A 21,601-nucleotide genomic window follows, 5' to 3' on the forward strand; every position below is an offset into this window, starting at 1 on the left:
CTGGTTCTCACTGTCCGGGACAACGGCGTCGGTATCCCGCCCGACGGTCGTCGTAGCGGGCTGCGCAACATGGCGGAGCGGGCGGCGGAACTCGGCGGCCGACTGGAATGGGACTGCCCCGGAGGTCCTGGAGACCCCGGAGGCCCCGGGGGTTCCGGAGATCCGCAGGGTGGCGGTACGACGCTGGTGTGGCGGGTGCCGGTGGCGAGGCCGTAGCGTCGAATTGGCGGCGCCGCCCGGCTCGCCGCCCCGGCTGCCCGGTCCCGGGTGGACCGGGACCGGAAACGGGACCGTTCGGCCCATGCCCGCAGGGCATGGATGAACGATTCTGAGGGTGTCGGACCACGGCAGCCGAACCCTGGAGGTCGCCATGACCGGCACTCCGCACGTCGTGAGCGACGTGATGACCCACACCGTCCTCGCCCTGCGCCACGGCGCGGCCTTCAAGGACATCGTGAAGGCCATGCAGCAGTGGCACGTGAGCGCGGCCCCCGTCCTCGACGACGACGGCCGCGTCGTCGGTGTCGTCTCGGAGGCCGACCTGCTGCGCAAGGAGCAGGCCCGCGCCGACGCGCCCGGCCGTCGGCCCGAGTCCGACCGCGCCAAGGAGACGGCGGTCACCGCCGAGGAGCTGATGACCGTCCCGGCGATCACCGTCCACCCCGGGGCCACGCTGCCCGAGGCCGCGCGCACGATGGCCCGGCACGGCGTCAAACGGCTTCCGGTGGTCGACGCGGACGGCCTGTTGCGGGGTGTCGTGAGCCGAGCCGACCTGCTGAAGGTGTTCCTGCGGGACGACGAGGACATCGCGGACGAGATCCGGCGCGAGATCGTCCCGCACCTCTTCCCCGACTCGGCCGAGCCGGTGCGGGTGCGGGTCCGCGACGGCGTCGTCACCCTCACCGGCCGCGTCCCGGACACCGCACTGGTGCCGGTGGCCACCGGGTGGGTGCGGGGCGTCGACGGCGTGGTCGCCGTGGACTGCGCGCTGGCGGGCCCGCCCCGCCGCCCCGACCTGGACCCCGACCTTCCCGACCCGCAGCACGTCCCACCGGCCTGAGCCCCGCAACCCGCGGCCGCCCGTGGCCGTACACCCCGGACCCCGGAAACCGGACCCCGGAAGGAGGCGCCGGACCATGACCAGGAAGCGTCGCGTACGCGTTACCAGGAGACCGCTCTGGCGCTGGCGGCACAATCCGCTGCGGCGCCACAGCGACGTCGTGGAAGCCTGGATCGTGCTCGCCGTCTGGACCCTGGCCCTCCTCGGCGGGCTGCTCGCCGGAGGGGCGGCCGGCGCGGCCGTGCACCGGAGCTTCGCCGACCGACGCGCCGCCACCCACCCGGTTTCGGCCCGGCTGACCGAGAACGCGGCGGACGGCTCACCCGTCCTCGCCGGCTACGACGTGGGGAAGTCGTGGGTCACCGTGCGCTGGACGGCCGCGGACGGCTCCACCCGCACCGGCCTGGCCAAGGCCCTGCCCACGGCCGAGGCGGGCAGCCGGTTGCAGGTCTGGGTGAACCAGGGTGAACAACTGGTCGGCCCGCCGCCGAGCGGGGCCGAGGTCACCTGCGAATCCTTGGCGACCGCCGCCCTCGTGGCCCCGCTCGTCGCCACCGCGGTGTGGGGCGGCGGATGGGTGGTCCGCCGGCAGCTGATACGGCGCCGCCTCGCCGAATGGGACGCGGAATGGCGGCAGATCGGACCCCAGTGGCGGAACTTCAGCGGCGGCAAGGGATGACGGCGGGACGGGACCCGACACCCGCCCCGACCGACGCCGACGGGCCGTCCGGGCCCCGGGAAGGCACGCAGTCGTACCCTGTCGGACGGCACCGGCGTACCGCGGTCGCGGTACCGGCATCTGCCGCGCCTGGGCGACGAGCGAGCCGCGGGGCACTGCCTGGTCTGTCGCCATGAAGAGCCCGAGCCGATCCGTGCGGAGTGCCCCTCGGATGAGAGAGGCCCGTCTGATCGGCTCTGTGGTTCTGCTGGGCATCGGCGCCGATTTCCTCGATCCCGTGGGGCTCCGCCGGCCGGACCTGCTGGACATGTCGTCGTACGCCTCTCCGGCGACGTGATCGTGGCCACCGAGCCGGCGCATCTGAGCGGACTCACGCCCCGCGAACACGAGGTGCTCGCCCTCGTCGCGGGCGGTCTGACGAACGACGACATCTCCCAGCGCCTCGGACTGAGCCGGCACACCGTCAAGACCCACGTGAACCGGGCCAGGGGCAAACTCGGCGACCCCGGCCACGCCCGGCACGCCGCGGACAGCTTTCTCGCCCTGCTCGGCAAGGACCCCCGTACCGCCTCTGTCCCGGACATCCTGGACGCCCAGAGCACCGTCTCCAGCGAGGCTGCGGGCGGGCTCGGGCTCAACTCCGCCCCCAGTTCATGCCGGTCGCGGGCGTCGCCCCGCTCCCGGACGAGGCCGGCCGGACCGAGTGCCTCACCCGGCGGGCACCCGGCCTGGACGTCATCATCGGCATCACCGAACGGGAGACGGCCGCCTTCTACGAGGTGAACCCGGTGGTGCGCCGGCTGCGCGAGGTCCCCGGCGTGGGCCCCGGGCTCGCCGACGGCGTGGAACACGTCGTGGGCCACTTCGCCTTCGACCGCCCCTCCCGCAGGCTGGCCGCCCAGCTCAGCGGCGCCGGCGCCCGCGTCTGGACCTACCGGTTCGACTACGCCGCCCCCGACTCCGCCTTCGGCGCCGCCCGGCCGGAGGACATGGAGGGCCTCAGCCGGCGGGTCCGCACCGCCTGGCTCGACTTCGTCCGCACGGGCACGCCCGGCACGGACACTCCGTGGCCGCAGCACACCGGACACTCGGACTCCACGTACCACTGGAGCGCTTGAGCGGGTCCGCCGAAGTCCGCTGCGGTTCCGCAGCGCCCTGAAGGGGCGCGGGGCCGTATCCGATATGCGGCTACCGCCGCGATGGGGGTCTCCCCGGGTTCGAGCGAAGCCGAGAACTCGGGTTAGCGACCAGCCACGACGGCGCCGCAGTCGACAGACGGCATGTCGCGGCAGTTCCAGCGGAGCGCTCAGCGGCCGCCCCATGTCCTGCCGGTTCATCAGGCAGGCATCGAGACAGAGGAGTTCGACATGCGTATCGACGTGCACGCCCACCTGTGGAGCGAGCCGTACCTGGACCTGCTGAAGGAGTCCGGCAACACGGCCACCGACGTCCACCGCGGCCTCGGCGCGGGCGCGACCGGGCAGGAGTTGGAAGCCCGGTTCGCGCTGATGGACTCGGCCGGGATCGACCTGCAGGTGCTGTCGGCGACCCCGGCCTCCCCGCACTTCGCCGACCTGGTGGCCGCGGTGCGGGCCGCGCGGGTCGTCAACGACGAGTACGCCGAGGTGGTTGGACGGTTCCCGGACCGTTTCCGGACGTTCGCCTCGCTGCCGTTCCCGCACCCCGACGCGGCCCTGGCCGAGCTGGACCGGGCGCTGGGGGAGCTGGAGATGCTCGGTGCGGCCATCACCACCTCGGTGCTGGGCCGTTCAGTGGCCGACCCGGCGTACGAGCCGGTCTTCGCCGAGCTGGACCGGCCCTGCGCGCGGCCGTCGAGACGTTCGGGGCGTGCGGCCCAGCGCCGGACAGGGCTGGGGAAAGTCGGTCCGGTCAAACGCAAGAATCTTGCGTTAATGTGTCCGTCATGACTACCGACCCGGTGCGCCGGCGTCCCGGCGGCCGCAGCGCCAAGGTCCGCTCCGCGGTCACGGCGGCCACCCTCGAACTGCTCGCGGAGTCCGGCCCCGAGAAACTGAGCATCGCGGAGGTCGCCGCGCGGGCCGGGGTGCACGAGACCTCGATCTACCGGCGCTGGAAGACCCGCGAACGACTCGTCCTCGACTCGATGATCGAGCTCAGCGCCGAACTGCTCGCGGTGCCCGACACGGGTTCACTGCGCGGGGACCTGGTCGCCCTGGGGCAGAAGATCGTCGGCTACGGAACCTCTCCGCTGGGTTCGGCACTCGTCCGGAGCCTCGCCACCCACGAGGACGACGCCGACACCGCCCCGATCCGGCACGAGTTCTGGGAGAGCCGCCTCACCGGGGCCGAGGTCATGATGGAACGCGCCAAGGCCCGGGGCGAACTCCCCGCCCACGTCGACAGTCGCACGCTGCTGGAACTGTTCGTCTCGCCGATCCACTTCAGACTGCTGCTGACCCGTCAGCCCGTCGACAGCCGCTACCTGGAGCGGATCGCCGAGATCACGGTCGCGGGCGCGGCGGCGACCCCGCCGACCTGAGCCGCGGCAGCGCGAAGGAGCCGCACCGCACTCCGCCCTCGTCGAATCCCTGGTCGATTCCCTGGTCGAATCCAGAGCTGAATCCAGTGCTGAATCCCTCGTCGGAGCCCGGCGGCCCGACCGGCGTCGGGCCGCCGCCCCGAACCGCCGCCGCTCCGAACCGACCCGCCCCGACACGAACACGACGGGAAGCTCCATGACATCCCTCGCAACTCCGGCCGGAGAAGGCGCCGCCCACCTCGCTGCCGGGACCGGTGCGGGTCCGGGCGCCCGCCTGGTCGGGCGGTCGGCGGAACTGGCCCTCCTCGACGGGTTCCTCGCCTCCGCCGTCACCCGGGGTGCCGCGCTGATGCTGACCGGGGACGCGGGCGTGGGCAAGAGCGCCCTGCTGGACGCCGCGGCGGGGCGGGCGTGCGAGCGGGGATTCCGGGTCGTCCGGGTCGTGGGCTCGCCCTTCGAGGAGAGCGTCAGCTTCTCGGCCCTGCACCAGATGCTCCAGCCGCTGACGGACGAGCTGTCCGTACTGCCCGCGCGCCAGGCGAGGACGCTCCGGGCCGCCCTCGGTCTGTCCGACGGGCAGCCGGCCGAACTCCTCGCCGTCGCCGGTGCCGTCCACACCCTGCTGTCCCGGACCGCGGCCAGGACCGGGCCCGTCGCGCTGGTCGTCGACCAGGTGACCTGGCTCGACCGTCCCAGCGCGGTCGTCCTGGCGAATCTCGCCCGCCATATCCGTACCAGCCCGCTGGCCCTGCTGGCCGCCTCCCGGACCGGCGACGAGTCCTACCTGGGCGGCACCGGGCTGCCCACCCACGAGGTCCGGCCGCTGGACGCGGAGTCCGCGCACCGGCTGGTGACGGAACGGTTCCCGGCCATGACGCCGAGGGTCCGCCGACGGCTGGTCACCGAGGCCGCCGGCAACCCGCTCGCCCTGCTCGAACTGCCGGCCTCCCTCGACGAGGCCCAACTGACGGAACGCGGGCCGCTGCCGGCCGCGCTGCCCCTGTCGGAACGGCTGCAGAAGATCTACGGCGTCCGGGTCGGCGCCCTGCCGGAACCGGCGCGGGAACTGCTGCTGCTCGCCGTCCTCGACGGCTCCGGCGACCTGGGCATCCTGCAATGGGCCGGGAGCGGCGACGTCCTGGCCGCACTCGCCCCCGCCGAGCAGGCGGGTCTGGTGCGGGTGGACGCCGCGTCGGGCCGGCTCGTCTTCCGGCATCCGCTGACCCGGTCCGCGGTCCTGGAGCTGTCGACGAGCGCCGAACGCAGGCGCGGGCATCTGGCCCTGGCCCGCGAGTTCCCGGAGGGATCCGAACACCGGGCCCGGCACCTGGCCGACGCCACGATCGGGCCGGACGACGCGGTGGCCGGCCTCCTGTACGAGGTCGCCCACCGCACCCTGAGCCGCGGAGACGCCGTCGGTGCCATCACCACCCTGCTGCGCGCCTCCGAGCTGAGCCTCGACGGGGCGGCGAAGGCCAGGATGCTGACCGAGGCGGCCTGCCTGGGCGCCAACATCACCGGCGATCTGCGCAACGTACGTGCCCTGCTGGCCGACGCCGCGCTCGCCGATCCCGACGACTCCGACTCGGTGGCCGCCGCGACCGCCGCGGCCAGCCAGCTCGTCAACGGAGAGGGCGATGCCGACACCGCCCACAAACTCCTCGTCGCCGCCATCGGCGGCAGGGGCCCGCAGCACCGGTTCTGCACCGATGTCCTGCACGAAGCGGTCCTCACCCTGGTCCGGGTGTGCTTCTACAGCGGCCGGCCGGAGCTGTGGCAGGACTTCGACAGCGCGGTGCGCGAAACCCCGTCGGCGGCCGCCGAGCCGCTGCTGCCGGTGCTCCGCGGCGCCCTCGGGGATCCCGCGCACGCGGCGCTGCCCGTGCTGGACACGCTCGACGGCCTCGTCGCGGACCTGTACGACGAGACCGACCTCAGACGGATCATCGGTGTGGCTGCCGCCGCCGCCTTCGTCGACCGCCTGCCCGGCTGCCGCGGCGCCCTGCGCCGGGTCGTCGACAGCGGCCGCGACGGAGGAGCCGTCGCCGCGGCGATCGAGGCGAGTTTCATGCTGGCGAACGACGCCTACTTCTCCGGGCAGTGGGCCGACATACCGGAGCTGACCGAGGAGGGGCTGCGCTGGTGCGACCGGCACAGCTACCGGCTCACGGCGCAGCCCTGCCGGTACCTGCGGGGCCTGCTGGCCGCCGCCCAGGGCGACACCCGCACCGCGCTGACCGTCGCCGACCGCCTCGTGTCCTGGGGCGGCCCCCGGAGACTGGACACGCTGGGCGTGTACGCCGCCCACATCAGGGCGCTGTGCGCGCTCGGCAGCGCCGACTTCGAGAGCGCGTACCGGCACCTGGCGACGGTCGTCACCCCGGGCGAGCTCCCGCCGTACCAGCCCCATGCCCTCTGGTTCTTCCTGGACTTCGCCGAGACCGCGGCCCGCACCGGCCGCCACGCGGAGGCCGCCGCCCACGTGGCCGCGGTCGGCGAGACCCAGATCCCCGCCCTCTCGCCCCGGCTGGCGATGCTGACCGACGCCGCCCGCGCCGTCGCCACACCGGACGTCGTCGCCCACGACCTGTTCGAGAGCGCCATCGCCACCCCCGACGCCCAGCGCTGGCCCTTCGAATGGGCACGGATCCGCCTGCTCTACGGCGAACGGCTGCGCAGGGCCAAGGCCGGAGGGGCGGCCCGGGGCCATCTCGACGCCGCGCTCACCACCTTCCAGAGCCTGGGCGCCGTACCGTGGGCGGCACGGGCCGCGAACGAACTGCGGGCCAGCGGCATCGCCGTCCCCGGCAGGGCGCCCGGTGCGGACCGCCCGGCCCTGCTCACCCCGCAGGAACTGCAGATGGCCCAGCTGGCCGCGACCGGGCTGACCAACAAGCAGATCGCCGCCCGGCTCTACCTCTCGCCCCGCACGGTGGCCGCGCATCTGCGCAGCGCATTCCCCAAACTCGGCGTCTCCTCCCGCGCCGGCCTGCGCGACGCGCTCACCGGCCGGACCCGGGACGGGCTGTGCTGAGCAGCATGTACGGAGCGCGGCCCGACCCGGCCGCCCGGCCGGGCCCGGCCACGGCGGGGGTCTCTGTGGTCGGCGAGCCGAAACCGGCACCGGTGAGCAGGGCGGTGTAGGCGGACAGGGAGCGGTAGTGGCAGACGGTCGTGACGGAGCCGCCGTCGAGCCGGCGCAGTTCGGTGGGCAGGGGCGCGCCCTCCGGGTAGGAGGCGCCGGGCTCGCCGTACCGCAGCGTGGCGAACTGTTCCCCCACCGCGCCCGGGTTGAGGTCGGCGAGGCCATAGGGGGCGCGGGGCCGGAGCACCCGGTGGATCTCGGCGGTCAGCGCGGCCAGCCGCAGGTCGTCGGGGTCGGTGCGGTAGGCCAGGCAGCAGACGGCCGCGTCGACAGTGCCGTCCGGGATCCAGGCCGGCGAACGGCCGTCGAAGAGGCGGTAGCCGACGCGTGGGTGGGGACGGTCGGCGCGGGCGATGTCCAGCATGTGCACCGAGGGGTCGACGCCCTGCACCGACCCGCCGCCCACGTCGGCGAGTTCCACGGCCCCACCAGTCCCTCGATCGGGTGACCCGGGAGCCCGGCCCGCCGCTCCCGCCGGGGTCACCGGGCGGCGGCGGCCTCCTGGGTTATCTGCTCGAACCGGGCGCCCATCGCCTCGGACAGCGCCTGCGCGGCCGACAACGGGCGCACCATCACCGTGAGCTCGTCGATCTTCCCGTCCTCGTCGAAGTGCAGGAAGTCGCAGCCCTGGAGCTTCTTGCCGGCGACCGTCGCCGTGAACACGAAGGCGTGGTCGCGGCCGTCCGGGTTCGCGATCTCCCGGACGTAGGAGAAGTCCTCGAACACCTGCGACACCGCCCGCAGGATCGCGGCCGTGATCGGCTTGCCCGGGTACGGCTTGAACGCGACCGGGCTGGTGAAGACGACGTCGTCGGACAGCAGGGCGGCCACGGCGTCCATGTCGTGGTTCTCGACGGCCTCGCGGAAGGGGTGCACGGGGTGCATGGGGTCCACCTCACCTATTCAAAAAGTTGAGTAGGCGCATGCTAGCGTGCACGCATGGCTCTGCGGAATGCGGTGATGGCCGCCCTTCTGGAGGGCGAGGCCTCCGGATACGACCTCGCCAAGGGATTCGACGCGACGGTCGCCAACTTCTGGACGGCGACGCCCCAGCAGCTCTACCGCGAACTGGAGCGTATGGAGGCCGAGGGGCTGGTCACCGCCCGCGTCGTCGAGCAGGAACGCCGCCCGAACAAGAGGCTGTTCTCCCTCACCCGGGCCGGACGTGACGCGGTCCGCGCGTACACGGCCGAGCCCCCGGCCCGGCCGTCCGTGGTCCGCGACGAACTGCTGGTCAAGGTGCAGTGCGCGGACGCGGGCGACCTCGACGCGGTCCGCACCGCCGTCGCCGGGCGTATGGAGTGGGCCACCGCCAAACTGGTCCGCTACGAACGGATCCGGCAGCGCCTGCTCGCCGGCCGATCGGAGGAGGCGTACTTCGCCGAGGCGGAGCGCATCGGTCCCTACCTCACCCTGCTGCGCGGGATGTCCTTCGAGCGGGAGAACCTGCAGTGGGGGGAGCTGGCGCTGCGCAGACTCGAACAGCGGGCGGCCCTGGATAATCAACAAAGTGAGTAGCAATACGTAAAGACGGGGTGCCCAGCGAGTCGGGCACCCCGCGGTCGGCTCAGGTCAGCAGGTCGCCACCCCCGGCAGCCAGGCCGGGCCCTTGATGTAGATGTTCCTCATCCACGCGCCGTTGGTCAGCTTGGCCCAGGCGTCGTTGGTGTAGCCCTCGGCGGTCACCGTCTGGGCGTGCGCCTGGCAGACCACGTTGACCGTCGTAGGCTGCGCGAAGTAGTCCACGACACCGGCGTTCACGTTCGGCTCGCTGTGCGTGCGCACGCCCGTGCCCCAGGTCTGGAACGCCGTGCTGCCCCCGCTCGGCGGCGGCGGGTTGTCGCCCCCGCAGTCCGGGATGCCGGGCAGCTCGGCCGGGCCCTTGATGTAGATGTTGGTCATCCAGGAGCCGTCGGCCAGCTTGGCCCAGATGTCGTTGGTGTAGCCCTCGGCGGACACCTCCTCCGCGTGCTCCTGGCACTGGACGGAGACCTGCGTGGGACCGGCGAAGGTGTCGACGACCGAGGCGTGCACGCTCGGCGTGGAGTGCGTGTGCACCCCCGTGCCCCAGGTCTCGAACGTCGTACCGCCGTTCGCCGGCGGCGGCACCGGAGTGCCGGACGGGTTGATACGGATCGCGCCCGCGTAGTCGCCGCCCGTGCGGACCGGGGTCACCCGGATGTGGGTGCCCGACTCGTACGCCTCGACCATCTGCCCCGCGCCCAGGTACATGGCGACGTGGTGGATGTACCCGCTGCCCCAGAACATCAGGTCACCGGGGACCAGGGGAGCGGTGCCCTGGCCCGCCGAGAAGCGGGCCGAGGCCTGCGGGCTGTGGAACTGGTCGTCGGCGGTGCCGTTGAGCAGGTCATGTCCGGTCGCCCGGTAGTAGGCGTACCGCATCAGGCCCGAACAGTCGAAGCCCTTGCGCTCGTTGTCGTGCAGGCTGTCCGGGTCGGAGCCGTCGTAGTAGCCGTACGTGGCACCCGGTGTGGCGCCGTGGCCGCCGCCCCAGCTGTACCAGACGCCGATCTGGGAGCAGGCCGCCTGGACGGCGGCCTGCGCGGTGGCCGAGGCGCCGGAGGCCAGCACACCGCAGGCGGTGTCCTGGGCGGCGGCATGCGCGGTGACGGGCAGCAGCGGGGCCATCGCGAGGGCCGCGACCGCCGCGAGCGTCCTGGCAGGCGTGGTGAGGTTCAAGGTGTACGTCCTTCGTCGACTCGGAGCCGGGTGCGGGGGTCGGGCGGATCCACCGGGTGCCGCGCCCCACCCCCGTCGGGGCGCGGCACCCGGAGCTCAACCGGCCAGCGCCGCGCGCATCTTGGCCAGCGCCCGCATGCGGTTGCGCTGGACGGTGCCGCGATGGGCGCCGAGCCGTTCCCCGGCCGTGTCGTGGGTGAGCCCCTCCAGGTCGACGAGGATCACCGCGGCCGCCTCCTTCGGCGAGAGCAGGCTCAGCAGCGCGAGGGCGGTGGCCGAGGCCTCGTACATGCCGAGGCCGCCGTCCCAGCCGGCCTCCGGCAGCCGGTCGGTGGTGCGCTCCCGCCGGGACGGGTGCAGCCAGGAGTCGCGCAGCAGGTTCAGCGCGACCGTGCAGGTGTAGGCGTACGGATGCTGCTGGGGCGTCAGGTTCCTGGCCCGGGCCCGCCGGGAGAGCCGCAGGTACGTCTCCTGGAGGAGGTCGTCGGCGTCGTGCGGGTTGCCGGTCAGGGCGAGCAGCCGTCTGCGCAGTCTGGGCATGTCGGCGGTGAAGCCGGCGTCGAACTCGCCCGGGCTCATGGGCTCGAAGGCGTCGTCCACGTCGTCGCGCGGGTCCCGCGTACACGTGCCGCCGTGGTTTTCCATGGTCGTCCCCCGGATGGTCGTCGGTGGTGTGGGCGAGGTGTCCGGTCCGTCGGTCAGGCGGGCCGGACGGGTGTGGCGGCGGGCCCGTAGCGGGCGGCCGGTGCCCCGCTCAGCAGGGCCCAGTACCGGTCGCCGTAGGACCAGTGCCACCACTCCGTGGGGTAGTTGACGAAGCCGGCCGTGGTCAGCGCCCGGCCCATCAACACCCGGTTGGCGCGCCCCTCGGCACCGACGCTCGGTGCCCCGGTACGGCACGCACCGGCGCTCTCCTCCGGGGTGGCGTTGACCTCCGTGCCCAGCGGCAGCTCGGTGCCGTCGGCGGTGCACAGGGTCAGGTCCACCGCCCCGCCGCTCACGTGCGGGGCCACCTCCGGCGGGGAGATGTAGGCGCTGGCCAGCTCGCGGATCCGGTCCGGACCGGCGTCGGGGTGGGCCGCGCGCAGGGTCGCCGCGTACTGCTCGAAGTAGCGGCGCTGCAGTTCGGGCGGCCGGAACCCCTCGACCACCAGGAACCGGATCCCGGCGGGCAGCAGGGACTGGGCCTGCAGCAGCCGGCGCAGCGCCCCGAGGCGCAGGTGCGCATAGCTGCCGTCGGCATCGGCCTGGCGGAGGTCGATCCGCAGGCCGGGTGTCTCCCGCAGGTCGACCAGAGGTTCACCGCACTCCTGCTCGGTGACCTCGGCGACCCGGGAGTCGGAGAGCGTGATGATGTCCGTCACGCAGAACAGCGTGCCCGGACCCCCTGCAATTGCTCTGCAGCTTCCCTGCAAGCGCGCCACCAGGGCTTCTGCAGCCGCAGTCGGGCCCCGTGCGTCCGCGGCACGGCTACGGCAGCTCGTCGCCCGCGTGCTCCTGCGCCTCCCGGCCGCCCAGCGACCGGAACACCTCCAGCGCCTCCGCGCGTGCCGCCCGGACCCGTTCCGTCTCGCCGTCCGCCGACCACACCGCGGTCAGGTCCCACAGCGTGCGGGCCCGCCACAGCGGCAGTCCCAACTCCGCCCAGAGTGCCGCCGCCAGTTCCAGCGGCTCCCGGGCCGCGTCGGGGTCGACTGCCGCCAGCCGCAGCTCCCCGAGCGTGCGCAGCACCAGCGCCTCGCCGAACCGGTCCTGGCGCTCCCGGGCCACCGCCAGGCAGCGGGCCAGCCGCAGGCCCGCCTCCGCCGTCCGTCCGGTGCGCAACTCCACCTTGGCCAGGGCCTGTTCGGTGTACATCACGCCGAAGGTGTCGTGCAGGCCGGTGAAGAGCCGCAGCGCGTCGCGGAGCAGCCGTTCGGCGTCTGCGTACTGTCCGTCGGCCCGGTCGCACAGGGCCAGCAGGCGCAGGGTGAGTCCCTCGCCGTGCAGGTCGGCCGCCGCCCGGTACAGCGCGAGGGCCCCGGACAGCGCCGCCCGGGCCCGCGGGCCGCGCCCCTGCTCGAGGTGCACATAGCCGATGCCGTACAGCACCCCCGCCCGGGCGCCGGCGTCGCCCGTGTCGCCGGACCGCTCCAGCGCGGCCTCCAGGAGCTCCAGCGCCTCGGCGTAGCGGGCCTGTTCGCGGCGGGCGGTGCCCATCCCGGCGAGTGCCACGGCCGACCCGTCCGGCACCCGTTCCCCGAACAGCCGCAGCGCGTCCGCGAAGTAGCTGTACGAGTCCTCGAAGCGGTCCTGCTCGTAACGGAGTCGGCCGAGCCCGGTGAGCAGCCAGGCCTCGCCCTCCACGTCCCCGCCGCGCCGCACCGCCGCCATGGCCGCGGTGTGCGCGCGGGACCAGGCGTCGAACTGGTTGTACAGCGCCGCCGAACTCGCGATCAGCGCCCCGGCGAGATCACGCGCGGTGCGGGCCATGCCGTGGTCGGCGCAGTGCGTCACGGCGGCCAGCAGCCCGGCCTGCTCGGCGGCGAACCAGGCCGCGGGCCGGGCGAGGAGCGCCTCCTCGGTCTCCGGGTCCAGCGGGCGGACGGCGGCCGGCTCGGGGAAGTGGCGGGCCGCGCCGCCGGGGCCCCGGGCGGCCGCCTTCCGGGCGAGGTCCAGCCAGCTCGCGGCCAGCCGCAGCACCGCGGCCGCCCGGTCCTCGGCGCTCTCCTCGACCAGGCAGCGCTCGCGGGCGTGTTCGCGGGCGAGGTCATGGATGCGGTAGCGGGCGAGGCCGGTGCCGTCCACGCCGATCACGTCGATGAAGTGGCAGTCCACCAGCCGCTCGACGGCCTCCTCGGCCTCCTCCGTCCCTATGCCGAGCAGCGGAGCGGCGATCCAGGCCGCGAAGTCCGGGAGGTCCAGCAGGGCGAGGCGGCGCAGGGCCCGGCGCTCCTGCGGGTCGAGGTCGGCGTAGCCGAGTTCCAGGCTGGTGCGCAACTCCAGGTCCCCGGCGCTGAGTTCGTTGAGCCGGCGGCGCTCGTCGCGCAGCCGTCCGGCGAGCCGGCCGGGTGCCCAGTGCGGGCGGGCCGCCAGACGGGCGCCGGCGATCCGCACCGCGAGCGGCAGCCGCCCGCACAGGGCGACGATCTCGGCGGCCTGCTCCGGCTCCGCCCCGGTCCGCCCGGCACCGGCCACCCGCCGCAGCAGGTCGAGGGCCTCGGCCTCGTCCGGGACGGCGAGGTCCAGATGGGCGGCGCCCTCCAGCGCCACCAGCCGGCGGCGGCTGGTGATCAGCACCGCCGAACCGGGGCCCGGCGGGAGCAGGGGCCGCAGGTGCGTCTCACCGGCCGCGTTGTCCAGGACGATCAGGGTCCGCCGGTGCCCGATGTGCGTGCGGTACAGGCCGGTCAGCTCCTCGACGCCGGACGGCAGCGTGTCCGGGGCGACGCCCATCGCCCGCAGCAGCCGGGCCAGCGCGTCGGCGGGTTCCAGCGGGGTGGTGTCGGCGGCCCGCAGGTCGACGAACAGCCGGCCGTCCGGGAAGAGTTCGGCGGTGCGGTGGCCGACGTGCACGGCGAGGGCCGTCTTGCCGATGCCGGAACGCCCGGAGATCACCGCGATCGGCGGCGCGGTCCGGCCGGTGTCGCCGACGCCCCGCACCAGCTCGGTCGCCCACTTGACCTGATCCGCCCGGCCCACGAAGTCGGCGATGTCGGGCGGGAGATGGGAGGGCGCGGGGCGCGGCCGCCCGCTCCTGGGAGCCGGTACCGGCCGGGTGGCCCGCCCGGTCCCCAGCACTCCGGTGTCATGGGTGAGGACGGCCTGGTGCACCGCCCGCAGCTCCGGTCCCGGGTCGATGCCGAGTTCGTCGCGGAGCACCGCGCGGCCCTCCTGGTAGACGCGCAGGGCGTCGGAGACCCGGCCGGTGCGGAACAGGGCGGTCATCAGCTGGCCGCGCGGCCGCTCGCGCAGCGGATGCGCGGCCACATGGGCGAGCAGCGGAGCGATGGTGCCGTCCGCGCGGTCCAGTTCCAGGGCCAGCCCGAAGGACTCCTCCTGGGCCACCAGCCGCAGTTCCGCGAGCCGGGCCGCCTCGATCCGGGCGAACGACTGGCCGAGCCCCTCCAGCGCCTCCCGGCCCCGCCACAGCCCCAGCGCCTCGGCGAGCACGTCGGCGGCCTCCTCCGTGCGCCCCAGGGACCGCCCGGCCGCGAGGAGTTCCTCGAAGCGGCGGGCGTCGACCCGGTCGGGGGCGAGCTCGGCGACGTAGCCCGGGGGCCGGGTGCGGATCACCTCGGCCGTGCCGACCCGGGCCAGGGCCCGGCGTACGGCGGAGACATGGGTGGCGACCAGGGCGCCCGCGGTGGCCGGTGCCTCCTCGTCCCAGACGAAGTCCACCAGGCGCTCGGTGGAGATCACCTCGCCCAGGTGGACGACGAGGGCGGCGAGGACGGCCAACGGCCGGGAGCCGCCGAGCGGGGCCCGCCTGCCCCCCTCCCAGACCTCCACCGGGCCGAGCAGACGTACTTCGAACATCGGTCCCCGATCGCCGCCCGCGGATGCCGACAACGATATCGGCGGCCACCGTCCGGGCAGGCCGACGGCCGGACCGTCGTGTCCGGAACGAATCCGTCCGACCGGTCGGACGGAACCGCCACGACGCCCGGGGTACCGAACGGGGCCTTGGCCCGTCGGCGCTTCGGGAGCCGTTCTCCCTCCTGCCGCAGTTGGCTGGTTTCTGTGGGTGGCCATAGCGCCCCCTGTGCGGGAGACGGCCGGCGGCCGGCTCCCGTATGACCGCGCACCCCGGTCCGCCGCGAAATCCGTGGCGCCGGAAAAACCCGGCGGCCGCATGTCATACGAACGCCCTTCCGGTGGCGTCAACGGCCCGTAAGACCCGAGCCGTTCGCCGCACGCCAGGGAGTGACCCGATGAAGCGCACCGCCTTCCGCCGAAGTGCCGCGCGGCTGAGCGCCGTCGCCGCCGTGGCCGCGCTCGCCCTCACCGGCTGCTCCCAGGCGTCCGGCGACGGCTCGGTCCCCACCGCCGCGCACCGGGTCCGCGACCTCACCTACGCGGAGGACCTGCGGGTCTCGGACGCCGAACAGCGTCTGGTCGCCCGGTGCATGGCCCGCCACGGGTTCCGCTACTGGACGGACCGCCCGCTGAGCCTGGCCGAGAGCAGGCCGCTCGGCTACGTCCAGGACGACGTGAACTGGGCCCGTACCTACGGATACGGCAGCCGGATCACGGCGAAGGAGGACCGCGCCCGGCTGCACAACCCCAACAGCGCCTACCGCAAGGGCCTCACCGCCACCCGGAAGGCCGCGTACGACACCGCCCTCGACGGCGGCAGGCAGGCCGAACCGCTGCGCACCGACGTCCCGGGCGGGGGCGAGGTCAGGAAGCAGACCGGCGGCTGCGACGCCGGGGCGGAGCGTCAGCTGTACGGCGATCCGCAGACCTGGTTCCGGCTCGACACCACGGCGAGCAACCTGCGCCCGCTCTACGTCGGCAAGCTGCTGCACGACCAGCGGTTCACCGCCGCCGTGCACGCGTGGTCCGGCTGCATGAAGCGGGCCGGCCACCCCTACCCGGACCCGGACGCGGCCCGGCAGGCCACCCGGGAGCACCCCGCGGTCCAGACCCGGGCCGAGGAGGCCGGCAGCTTCGCCGCCGAGACCCGGATCGCGGTCGCCGACGCCACCTGCGCCCGCGAGGTCTCCCTCAAGTCCGTGGGCCAGGACCGCGAGGCCCACTACCTGGCCCAGCTGGACGGCGAGTACGGCGCCCGGCTGGACGCCTACCGGCAGGTGCGCCTCAAGGCGCTGGAGCGCGCCGAGCGGATCGTGCCCGCCCGCACCTGACACCTGCCGCGACCCCATGACTCCGCGGCGCCCGCCGCGGCCCTTTCCCACACCGACCCGCCTCCGACGAGGCAGAACGGGATTCATCATGCGCAAAATGACCCTCGCCCTCACCACCCTTGCCCTCGCGGCCGTCGGCTTCGCCGTGCCGGCGAACGCCCACGCCTCCGCCGGCTGCAACGCGGCATGGCCGGGCCGCGACGGCAACGTGCGGGCCTGGCGGGACTGGGACTGCGCGGGCGGCCTGCTCGGCGTCAGCGCGGGCAACGACGCCAGCTGGGCCGACAACTCCGGCGGCTTCCAGGGCGTCGGCAACGTCGCCTCCTCCGTGATGAACAGCGGCTACGTCGGCGGCAAGGACGTCGTGGCCTTCTACTACTACGCCAACTACTCGGGCGGCTACGGCTGCCTGAAGCCGGGCGAGCTGTACGTGGACGACCTCACCCGGGACCACTTCACCGACGGCCACACCATGAACGACAACATCCTGTCCCACCAGTGGGTGACGGAGAGCGCCTGCGCCGCGGGCTCCTTCATCAGCTGAAGCCCGGCGCCGGCCGCGGTCACCGTTCCCCCGCCCGCGGCCGGCGCCGTCTCCTTACCGATTACCTACCTCACGTACCGCCGACTTTCACATCCGCGACACCCGACCCTTCCCTGACGTTCGATGCCCTTGGAACACTCGCACCGCGCACAATCCGCCCTGTTCCGGCCAACCCGTGCGTCAGGATGAGAGGTCGCTCACCCATGCCCGAAGTAAACCGGCGCCGATTCCTCCAACTCGCGGGCGCCACCACGGCGTTCACCGCACTGTCCAACAGCATCCAGCGCGCCGCGGCACTGCCCGCGAACCACCGCACCGGGTCGATCGAGGACGTCGAGCACATCGTCGTCCTGATGCAGGAGAACCGGTCGTTCGACCACTACTTCGGCACCCTCAGCGGCGTCCGCGGCTTCGGCGACCCGCGCCCGGTCACCCAGAACAACAAGTCCGTGTGGAAGCAGTCGGACGGCACGAAGGACATCCTCCCGTTCCACCCGGACGCCGACGACCTGGGTCTCGCCTTCATCCAGGACCTCCCGCACGGCTGGAACGACACGCACACCGCCGTCGACGGCGGCAAGTACGACAAGTGGGTGCCGGCCAAGGGCAGCACGACCATGGCGTACCTGAACCGGGACGACATACCGTTCCACTACGCGCTCGCCGACGCCTTCACGATCTGCGACGCCTACCACTGCTCGTTCATGGGCTCCACCGACCCGAACCGCTACTACATGTGGACGGGTTACACGGGCAACGACGGCCAGGGCGGCGGCCCGGTCCTCGGCAACGACGAGGCCGGCTACAGCTGGACGACGTACCCGGAGCGCCTGGAGAAGGCGGGCGTCTCCTGGAAGATCTACCAGGACGTCGGCGACGGCCTGGACGCGGCCGGCGGCTGGGGCTGGATCCAGGACGCCTACCGCGGCAACTACGGCGACAACGCGCTGCTCTACTTCAAGCAGTACCAGAACGCCCAGCCCGGCGACCCGCTGTACGACAAGGCCCGCACCGGCACCGACGCGACCAAGGGCGAGGGCTTCTTCGACCGGCTGAAGGCCGACGTCAAGGCCGGCAAGCTGCCGCAGATCTCCTGGGTCGTCGCCCCCGAGGCCTTCACCGAGCACCCCAACTGGCCCGCGAACTACGGCGCCTGGTACGTCTCCCAGGTCCTCGACGCGCTCACCGCCGACCCCAAGGTGTGGGCGAAGACGGCCGTGTTCGTCACATACGACGAGAACGACGGCTTCTTCGACCACCTGATCCCGCCGTTCCCGCCGTCCTCCGCCGCGCAGGGCAAGTCCACGGTCGACCCGGCCCTGGACCTCTTCGCGGGCAACGCGAGCCACCCCGCCGGTGCCTACGGCCTCGGGCAGCGCGTGCCGATGCTCGTCGTCTCCCCGTGGAGCAAGGGCGGCTACGTCTGCTCCGAGACGCTCGACCACACCTCGATCATCCGGTTCATGGAGGCCCGCTTCGGTGTCCACGAGCCGAACATCTCGCCCTGGCGGCGCGCCGTCAGCGGTGACCTGACCTCCGCGTTCGACTTCTCCCGCAAGGACACCAAGCCGGTCGCGCTGCCGTCCACGGACGGCTACCGGCCGCCGGACGGCAACCGCCACCCCGACTACGTGCCCACCCCGCCCGCGAACCCGGCGCTGCCGAAGCAGGAGCGCGGCTCGCGGCCGACCCGGCCGCTCAGGTACGCCCCGCTGGTGGACGGTTCGCTGGACGCGGCGGCCGGGAAGTTCACGCTCACCTTCGCGTCGGGCGCGCAGGCCGGTGCCGCGTTCCTGGTCACCTCCGACGACCGCGCCGACGGCCCCTGGAGCTACACCACCGAGGCCGGCAAGTCCGTCTCCGACACCTGGAACTCGGTGTACTCGGGCGGCTCCTACGACCTGACCGTGCACGGCCCGAACGGCTTCCTGCGCACCTTCCAGGGGCGCGGCAAGGTGGCCGGACCCGAGGTCACGGCCCGGCCGCACGGTGACGACATCGAGCTGACCTTCACCAACAAGGGCAGCGGCACGGTGAAGCTGGCGGTGGCCGACGGGTACGGCGGCCGGGGGCGCACGTTCACGGTACGGGCCGGGGCTGTGGTGACGCACATCGTGCACCTCAACCACAGTGAGCGGTGGTACGACCTGACGGTCACGTCCGAGGCCGACGCGAGCTATGTGCGGCGGTTCGCCGGGCATGTCGAGAACGGGGAGCCTGGGGTCAGCGACCCGGCGATCATCACGGTGTGACATCGCCTTAGGGGCGCGGGGACCGGTCGGCCGGCGGCTGCGGGTGGTTCGTGGCTGGTCGCGCGGTTCCCCGCGCCCCTTTGGGGCGCTGAGGGGGCGGGGTGTTGGGAAGGCGGGGCGCTCAGAGGGAAGTCAGCTGTCCCGGTTCCGTCTTCTGCCGGGGGATCAGGGTCGGGTCCAGGGCCAGGACCGCTGCCACCGGGTGTTCGTCGTCGTCCAGTTCGAGGACGGGGGTCGGCGGGGTCACCCGGGTGAGCAGGACCACGCCCCAGGAGGCCAGGCCTGCGCCCGTCAGAGCGAGCAGGATGCCCCACACGCCGCCTTGCAGCCCCTGGCCCAGGAGGGCCAGGCCGATGACCGACGCCGCCATCGGGTTGGACAGGGTGACCACCGCCAGCGGGGCGCCCAGGCCGCCGCGGTAGGCCGTCTGGGAGAGCAGCAGGCCGCCGACCGCGAACGCGGCGACCAGCAGGGCCACCACGACCACCTCGACGCTCAGGGCCTGGCCCGAGCGGTCCGTCGCCGCCACCGTCACCGTCTGGGTGAGGGCCGAGGCGACGCCCGAGGCGAAGCCGGACGCCGTCGCGTGACGCAGGCCCGGGCGGGTGCCGGGGCGGGAGAGGGCGCCGATCAGGGCAGCCGTGGTACCGGCCACCGCGAGGGCTTCGGTGAGGCTCAGCACCTGGTGGGGTGCGGGGCCGGAGGCGGTGACCAGGAGGGCGCCGAGACCGAGCAGGGTCAGGGCCGTGCCCCGCCACTCCGTCGCGGTGACCCGGCGGCCGGCCACCCGGGCGCCCATCGGCACGGCGGCCACCAGGGTGAGCGCGCCCAGCGGCTGGACGAGGGTGAGCGGGCCGTACTTCAGGGCCACGACGTGGAGCAGGGCGGCGCCGGCGTTCAGGCCCACCGCCGACCACCAGGCACCGGAGCCGAGCAGCCGCAGCAGGCCGGCTCCGTCGCTCTTCGAGGCGAGCCGCTCCTGGGCCACGGCGGCGGCCGCGTAGGCGACGGCCGAGACCAGGGAGAGGGCGACGGCGACCAGGGCCGCGGCGCTCATCGGCCCGCCCCCACCAGTGCGGGCTCCTCGGAGACGAGGTGCCGGGTACCGCGCCCGGCCGTGCTGGCCGTGCGGTGCGGCGGGTGGATCAGGGCGAGGGCGGCGCCGAGCATCGCGGTGGCGACGATCGCGTCCAGCCAGTAGTGGTTGGCGGTGCCGACGATCACGAGAAGGGTGATCGCGGGGTGCAGCAGCCACAGCCACCGCCAGCGGGACCGCGTCGCGACGATCAGGCCGATCGCCACCATCAGGGCCCAGCCGAAGTGCAGCGAGGGCATCGCCGCGAACTGGTTGGAGAGGTGGTCGCTGGAGGGCGGGCCGTAGACGGAGGGGCCGTAGACCCGGGCGGTGTCGACGAGGCCGGACGCGGCCAGCATCCGGGGCGGCGCCAGCGGGAACGTGAACGGCAGCACCAGGGCGGCCGCGGTCACCGCCGCGAGGATCCGGCGGGCCCAGACGTAGTGCGCGGGCCGCCGCAGGTAGAGCCAGACCAGGAAGGCCAGCGTGGCCGGGAAATGAACGGTGGCGTAGTAGGTGTTGGCCAGGTGTACGAGGGTGTCGCCGTGCAGCAGTGCGGACTGCACGTCGACCTCCGAGGGCAGGTGCAGCGTCCGTTCCAGGTCCCAGATCCGGTGGGCGTTGTGCAGGGCCTCGGCGGTATGGCCGGTGGCCAGTTGGCGCCCGAATTTGTAGACGAGGAAGAGCCCTGCGACGAGCAGGAGCTCACGGACGAGCGGCGGCCGGGCTATCGCGCCCGGCTCCGCTGAAGCAGGCTCGGACTGGGATCTCATCCCAGGCCCCCTCACTGACGGTGGTGCTGTGCCGAGTCCCGGGCGGTGGCCCGAACTCTTCGATACGAAAGCGTACCGATACGCCACTGTACCGATACGGTCGAGTACCGGTACAGTGGCGTATCGATAGACGTAGGCCACACTGGTTGTAGGTTTCCGCGCCGGCCGAACGGAGGGCGGGGCGGAAGTGATCCGAACGTGATGAACGAGTGAGGAGCAGGGCACATGACGTCGCAGGCCGCGGACGGACCGGACATGGTCGCCGCCTCGCGCCGCTCCAAGATCACGCCGGAGCGTGAGCGGGAGTTCTTCGACGCCGTGCTCGAACAGATCCGCGAGTGCGGCTACGACTCCGTCTCCATGGAGGGGATCGCCGCCAGCACCCGCTGCAGCAAGTCCACGCTCTACCGGCAGTGGAAGACGAAGCCGCAGTTCGTCGCGGCCGCGCTGCGGGCCAACCGCGAGGTGCGCTTCGTCGGCATCGACACCGGGTCCCTCGCCCAGGACCTGCGCGAGGTGGCACGGACCGCGGGCGACTGGTCACGCAAGGACACCAAGCTGCTCGCGGCGCTGGGCCACGCGGTCCACTCGGACGCGGAACTGGCGACGGCGCTGCGCGAGGCGCTCGTCGAACCCGAGATCGCCGCGCTCCAGGAGATCCTGCTCCGCGGTGTCGCGCGCGGCGAGGTGCCCGAGGGCCATCCGGCGCTGGACTACGTGCCCGCCATGATGTTCGGCGTCCTGCGGGTGCGTCCCGTGCTCACCGGCGAGTACGCCGACGCCGACTATCTCGTCCGGTTCGTGGAGGCCGTCGCGCTGCCCGCACTCGGACTGACCTAGACCCAGGCCGCCGTCCACGGGATGACCGGACGGTGACCTGCTCGCGCCGCACCGTGGGGACGGGGGCGGCGCGCACCCCCCGGCCGGGTGGGGTGCCCCGTTGAACGGAGGGGCGCGCCACCCCGCCGACTCCTGTTCCGGGACCTGGGCAGGTCCGAAGTTC

The 21,601-nt window shown here is 73.5% G+C and carries 21 protein-coding genes and 1 pseudogene; 14 read left to right on the plus strand and 8 right to left on the minus strand.

Annotated elements, in window-relative coordinates; genetic code table 11:
- From ACFWPS_RS07955 to ACFWPS_RS07995, 9 genes and pseudogenes are all read left to right on the plus strand, one after another.
- Positions 1 to 216, plus strand: a 216-nt coding sequence (locus tag ACFWPS_RS07955; RefSeq protein ID WP_383702249.1) for a hypothetical protein, incomplete at its 5' end; no start/stop codon positions are given.
- A gap of 154 nt (positions 217 to 370) precedes the next feature.
- On the plus strand, positions 371 to 1,060 hold the full coding sequence (locus ACFWPS_RS07960) for a CBS domain-containing protein (RefSeq protein ID WP_383702251.1): 690 nt from the start codon (positions 371 to 373) through the stop codon (positions 1,058 to 1,060).
- Positions 1,061 to 1,136: 76 nt separating this feature from the next.
- Complete coding sequence (locus ACFWPS_RS07965; RefSeq protein WP_383702253.1) at positions 1,137 to 1,739, plus strand: hypothetical protein; 603 nt, start codon at positions 1,137 to 1,139, stop codon at positions 1,737 to 1,739.
- A gap of 211 nt (positions 1,740 to 1,950) precedes the next feature.
- A complete protein-coding gene (locus ACFWPS_RS07970; RefSeq protein WP_383702255.1) occupies positions 1,951 to 2,076 on the plus strand; it encodes a hypothetical protein in 126 nt (41 codons plus the stop codon).
- A 23-nt stretch (positions 2,077 to 2,099) separates the two neighbouring features.
- Positions 2,100 to 2,240: pseudogene (locus ACFWPS_RS07975) on the plus strand (helix-turn-helix transcriptional regulator); the annotation flags it as partial.
- Positions 2,241 to 2,392: 152 nt separating this feature from the next.
- Positions 2,393 to 2,857 (plus strand): hypothetical protein, encoded by a 465-nt coding sequence (locus tag ACFWPS_RS07980; protein WP_383702257.1) that lies wholly within the window; start codon positions 2,393 to 2,395, stop codon positions 2,855 to 2,857.
- A gap of 249 nt (positions 2,858 to 3,106) precedes the next feature.
- Positions 3,107 to 3,667, plus strand: a complete 561-nt coding sequence (locus ACFWPS_RS07985) for an amidohydrolase family protein (RefSeq protein WP_383702259.1) — start codon at positions 3,107 to 3,109, stop codon at positions 3,665 to 3,667.
- Entirely contained in the window at positions 3,664 to 4,260 is a 597-nt protein-coding gene (locus tag ACFWPS_RS07990; RefSeq protein ID WP_383702261.1) for a TetR/AcrR family transcriptional regulator, read from the plus strand. Before ACFWPS_RS07985 ends, ACFWPS_RS07990 begins: the two co-directional genes overlap by 4 nt.
- Positions 4,261 to 4,456: 196 nt before the next feature.
- Positions 4,457 to 7,294 carry an ATP-binding protein gene (locus ACFWPS_RS07995; RefSeq protein WP_383702263.1) on the plus strand — a complete coding sequence of 946 codons (2,838 nt, stop codon included), beginning with the start codon at positions 4,457 to 4,459 and terminating at the stop codon, positions 7,292 to 7,294.
- Here the strand turns inward: ACFWPS_RS07995 and ACFWPS_RS08000 are convergent.
- On the minus strand, positions 7,263 to 7,889 hold the full coding sequence (locus tag ACFWPS_RS08000; RefSeq protein WP_383702265.1) for a class I SAM-dependent methyltransferase: 627 nt from the start codon (positions 7,887 to 7,889) through the stop codon (positions 7,263 to 7,265). The genes ACFWPS_RS07995 and ACFWPS_RS08000 overlap by 32 nt on opposite strands.
- Positions 7,886 to 8,281 (minus strand): nuclear transport factor 2 family protein, encoded by a 396-nt coding sequence (locus ACFWPS_RS08005; protein ID WP_383702614.1) that lies wholly within the window; start codon positions 8,279 to 8,281, stop codon positions 7,886 to 7,888. Before ACFWPS_RS08005 ends, ACFWPS_RS08000 begins: the two co-directional genes overlap by 4 nt.
- Before the next feature lie 63 nt (positions 8,282 to 8,344).
- Between ACFWPS_RS08005 and ACFWPS_RS08010 the strand changes: the two genes are divergently transcribed.
- Complete coding sequence (locus ACFWPS_RS08010; RefSeq protein WP_383702267.1) at positions 8,345 to 8,923, plus strand: PadR family transcriptional regulator; 579 nt, start codon at positions 8,345 to 8,347, stop codon at positions 8,921 to 8,923.
- Between the two features lie 54 nt (positions 8,924 to 8,977).
- Here ACFWPS_RS08010 and ACFWPS_RS08015 read toward each other — a convergent pair whose 3' ends face one another.
- The 4 genes from ACFWPS_RS08015 to ACFWPS_RS08030 form a co-directional block, all read right to left on the minus strand.
- Positions 8,978 to 10,054 carry a C40 family peptidase gene (locus tag ACFWPS_RS08015; protein WP_383702616.1) on the minus strand — a complete coding sequence of 359 codons (1,077 nt, stop codon included), beginning with the start codon at positions 10,052 to 10,054 and terminating at the stop codon, positions 8,978 to 8,980.
- 147 nt (positions 10,055 to 10,201) lie between these two features.
- Entirely contained in the window at positions 10,202 to 10,684 is a 483-nt protein-coding gene (locus ACFWPS_RS08020) for an RNA polymerase sigma factor (RefSeq protein ID WP_383702618.1), read from the minus strand.
- A 119-nt stretch (positions 10,685 to 10,803) separates the two neighbouring features.
- Positions 10,804 to 11,469 carry a M15 family metallopeptidase gene (locus ACFWPS_RS08025; protein ID WP_383702269.1) on the minus strand — a complete coding sequence of 222 codons (666 nt, stop codon included), beginning with the start codon at positions 11,467 to 11,469 and terminating at the stop codon, positions 10,804 to 10,806.
- Positions 11,470 to 11,575: 106 nt separating this feature from the next.
- Positions 11,576 to 14,623 (minus strand): BTAD domain-containing putative transcriptional regulator, encoded by a 3,048-nt coding sequence (locus tag ACFWPS_RS08030; RefSeq protein WP_383702271.1) that lies wholly within the window; start codon positions 14,621 to 14,623, stop codon positions 11,576 to 11,578.
- 395 nt (positions 14,624 to 15,018) lie between these two features.
- On the opposite strand from ACFWPS_RS08030, the gene ACFWPS_RS08035 reads away from it, so the two are divergent.
- The 3 genes from ACFWPS_RS08035 (at position 15,019) to ACFWPS_RS08045 (ending at position 18,750) form a co-directional block, all read left to right on the plus strand.
- A complete protein-coding gene (locus tag ACFWPS_RS08035) occupies positions 15,019 to 15,954 on the plus strand; it encodes a hypothetical protein (RefSeq protein WP_383702273.1) in 936 nt (311 codons plus the stop codon).
- An 88-nt stretch (positions 15,955 to 16,042) separates the two neighbouring features.
- A complete protein-coding gene (locus tag ACFWPS_RS08040) occupies positions 16,043 to 16,498 on the plus strand; it encodes a hypothetical protein (RefSeq protein WP_383702275.1) in 456 nt (151 codons plus the stop codon).
- A gap of 203 nt (positions 16,499 to 16,701) precedes the next feature.
- Positions 16,702 to 18,750, plus strand: coding sequence for a phosphocholine-specific phospholipase C (locus ACFWPS_RS08045; protein WP_383702277.1), 2,049 nt, complete (start codon positions 16,702 to 16,704; stop codon positions 18,748 to 18,750).
- Positions 18,751 to 18,871: 121 nt separating this feature from the next.
- On the opposite strand, the gene ACFWPS_RS08050 is transcribed toward ACFWPS_RS08045, so the two are convergent.
- Together ACFWPS_RS08050 and ACFWPS_RS08055 are read right to left on the minus strand one after the other, a co-directional pair.
- Positions 18,872 to 19,807: a hypothetical protein gene (locus ACFWPS_RS08050; protein WP_383702279.1), complete on the minus strand. Its 936-nt coding sequence runs from the start codon at positions 19,805 to 19,807 to the stop codon at positions 18,872 to 18,874.
- On the minus strand, positions 19,804 to 20,598 hold the full coding sequence (locus ACFWPS_RS08055) for a phosphatase PAP2 family protein (protein ID WP_383702281.1): 795 nt from the start codon (positions 20,596 to 20,598) through the stop codon (positions 19,804 to 19,806). Before ACFWPS_RS08055 ends, ACFWPS_RS08050 begins: the two co-directional genes overlap by 4 nt.
- A 225-nt stretch (positions 20,599 to 20,823) precedes the next feature.
- On the opposite strand from ACFWPS_RS08055, the gene ACFWPS_RS08060 reads away from it, so the two are divergent.
- Positions 20,824 to 21,438 carry a TetR/AcrR family transcriptional regulator gene (locus ACFWPS_RS08060; protein WP_383702283.1) on the plus strand — a complete coding sequence of 205 codons (615 nt, stop codon included), beginning with the start codon at positions 20,824 to 20,826 and terminating at the stop codon, positions 21,436 to 21,438.
- Positions 21,439 to 21,601: the final 163 nt, after the last annotated feature.

It is taken from the genome of Streptomyces sp. NPDC058457 (assembly GCF_042720695.1).
GTDB lineage: Bacteria > Actinomycetota > Actinomycetes > Streptomycetales > Streptomycetaceae > Streptomyces.

Coding starts and splice junctions, on each gene's coding strand:
- ACFWPS_RS07960 (WP_383702251.1), top strand. CDS start 371: ATGACCGGCACTCCGCACGTCGTGAGCGACGTGATGACCCACACCGTC.
- ACFWPS_RS07965 (WP_383702253.1), top strand. CDS start 1,137: ATGACCAGGAAGCGTCGCGTACGCGTTACCAGGAGACCGCTCTGGCGC.
- ACFWPS_RS07970 (WP_383702255.1), top strand. CDS start 1,951: ATGAGAGAGGCCCGTCTGATCGGCTCTGTGGTTCTGCTGGGCATCGGC.
- ACFWPS_RS07980 (WP_383702257.1), top strand. CDS start 2,393: ATGCCGGTCGCGGGCGTCGCCCCGCTCCCGGACGAGGCCGGCCGGACC.
- ACFWPS_RS07985 (WP_383702259.1), top strand. CDS start 3,107: ATGCGTATCGACGTGCACGCCCACCTGTGGAGCGAGCCGTACCTGGAC.
- ACFWPS_RS07990 (WP_383702261.1), top strand. CDS start 3,664: ATGACTACCGACCCGGTGCGCCGGCGTCCCGGCGGCCGCAGCGCCAAG.
- ACFWPS_RS07995 (WP_383702263.1), top strand. CDS start 4,457: ATGACATCCCTCGCAACTCCGGCCGGAGAAGGCGCCGCCCACCTCGCT.
- ACFWPS_RS08010 (WP_383702267.1), top strand. CDS start 8,345: ATGGCTCTGCGGAATGCGGTGATGGCCGCCCTTCTGGAGGGCGAGGCC.
- ACFWPS_RS08015 (WP_383702616.1), bottom strand. CDS start 10,054: ATGGCCCCGCTGCTGCCCGTCACCGCGCATGCCGCCGCCCAGGACACC.
- ACFWPS_RS08020 (WP_383702618.1), bottom strand. CDS start 10,684: ATGAGCCCGGGCGAGTTCGACGCCGGCTTCACCGCCGACATGCCCAGA.
- ACFWPS_RS08030 (WP_383702271.1), bottom strand. CDS start 14,623: ATGTTCGAAGTACGTCTGCTCGGCCCGGTGGAGGTCTGGGAGGGGGGC.
- ACFWPS_RS08035 (WP_383702273.1), top strand. CDS start 15,019: ATGAAGCGCACCGCCTTCCGCCGAAGTGCCGCGCGGCTGAGCGCCGTC.
- ACFWPS_RS08040 (WP_383702275.1), top strand. CDS start 16,043: ATGCGCAAAATGACCCTCGCCCTCACCACCCTTGCCCTCGCGGCCGTC.
- ACFWPS_RS08045 (WP_383702277.1), top strand. CDS start 16,702: ATGCCCGAAGTAAACCGGCGCCGATTCCTCCAACTCGCGGGCGCCACC.
- ACFWPS_RS08050 (WP_383702279.1), bottom strand. CDS start 19,807: ATGAGCGCCGCGGCCCTGGTCGCCGTCGCCCTCTCCCTGGTCTCGGCC.
- ACFWPS_RS08055 (WP_383702281.1), bottom strand. CDS start 20,598: ATGAGATCCCAGTCCGAGCCTGCTTCAGCGGAGCCGGGCGCGATAGCC.
- ACFWPS_RS08060 (WP_383702283.1), top strand. CDS start 20,824: ATGACGTCGCAGGCCGCGGACGGACCGGACATGGTCGCCGCCTCGCGC.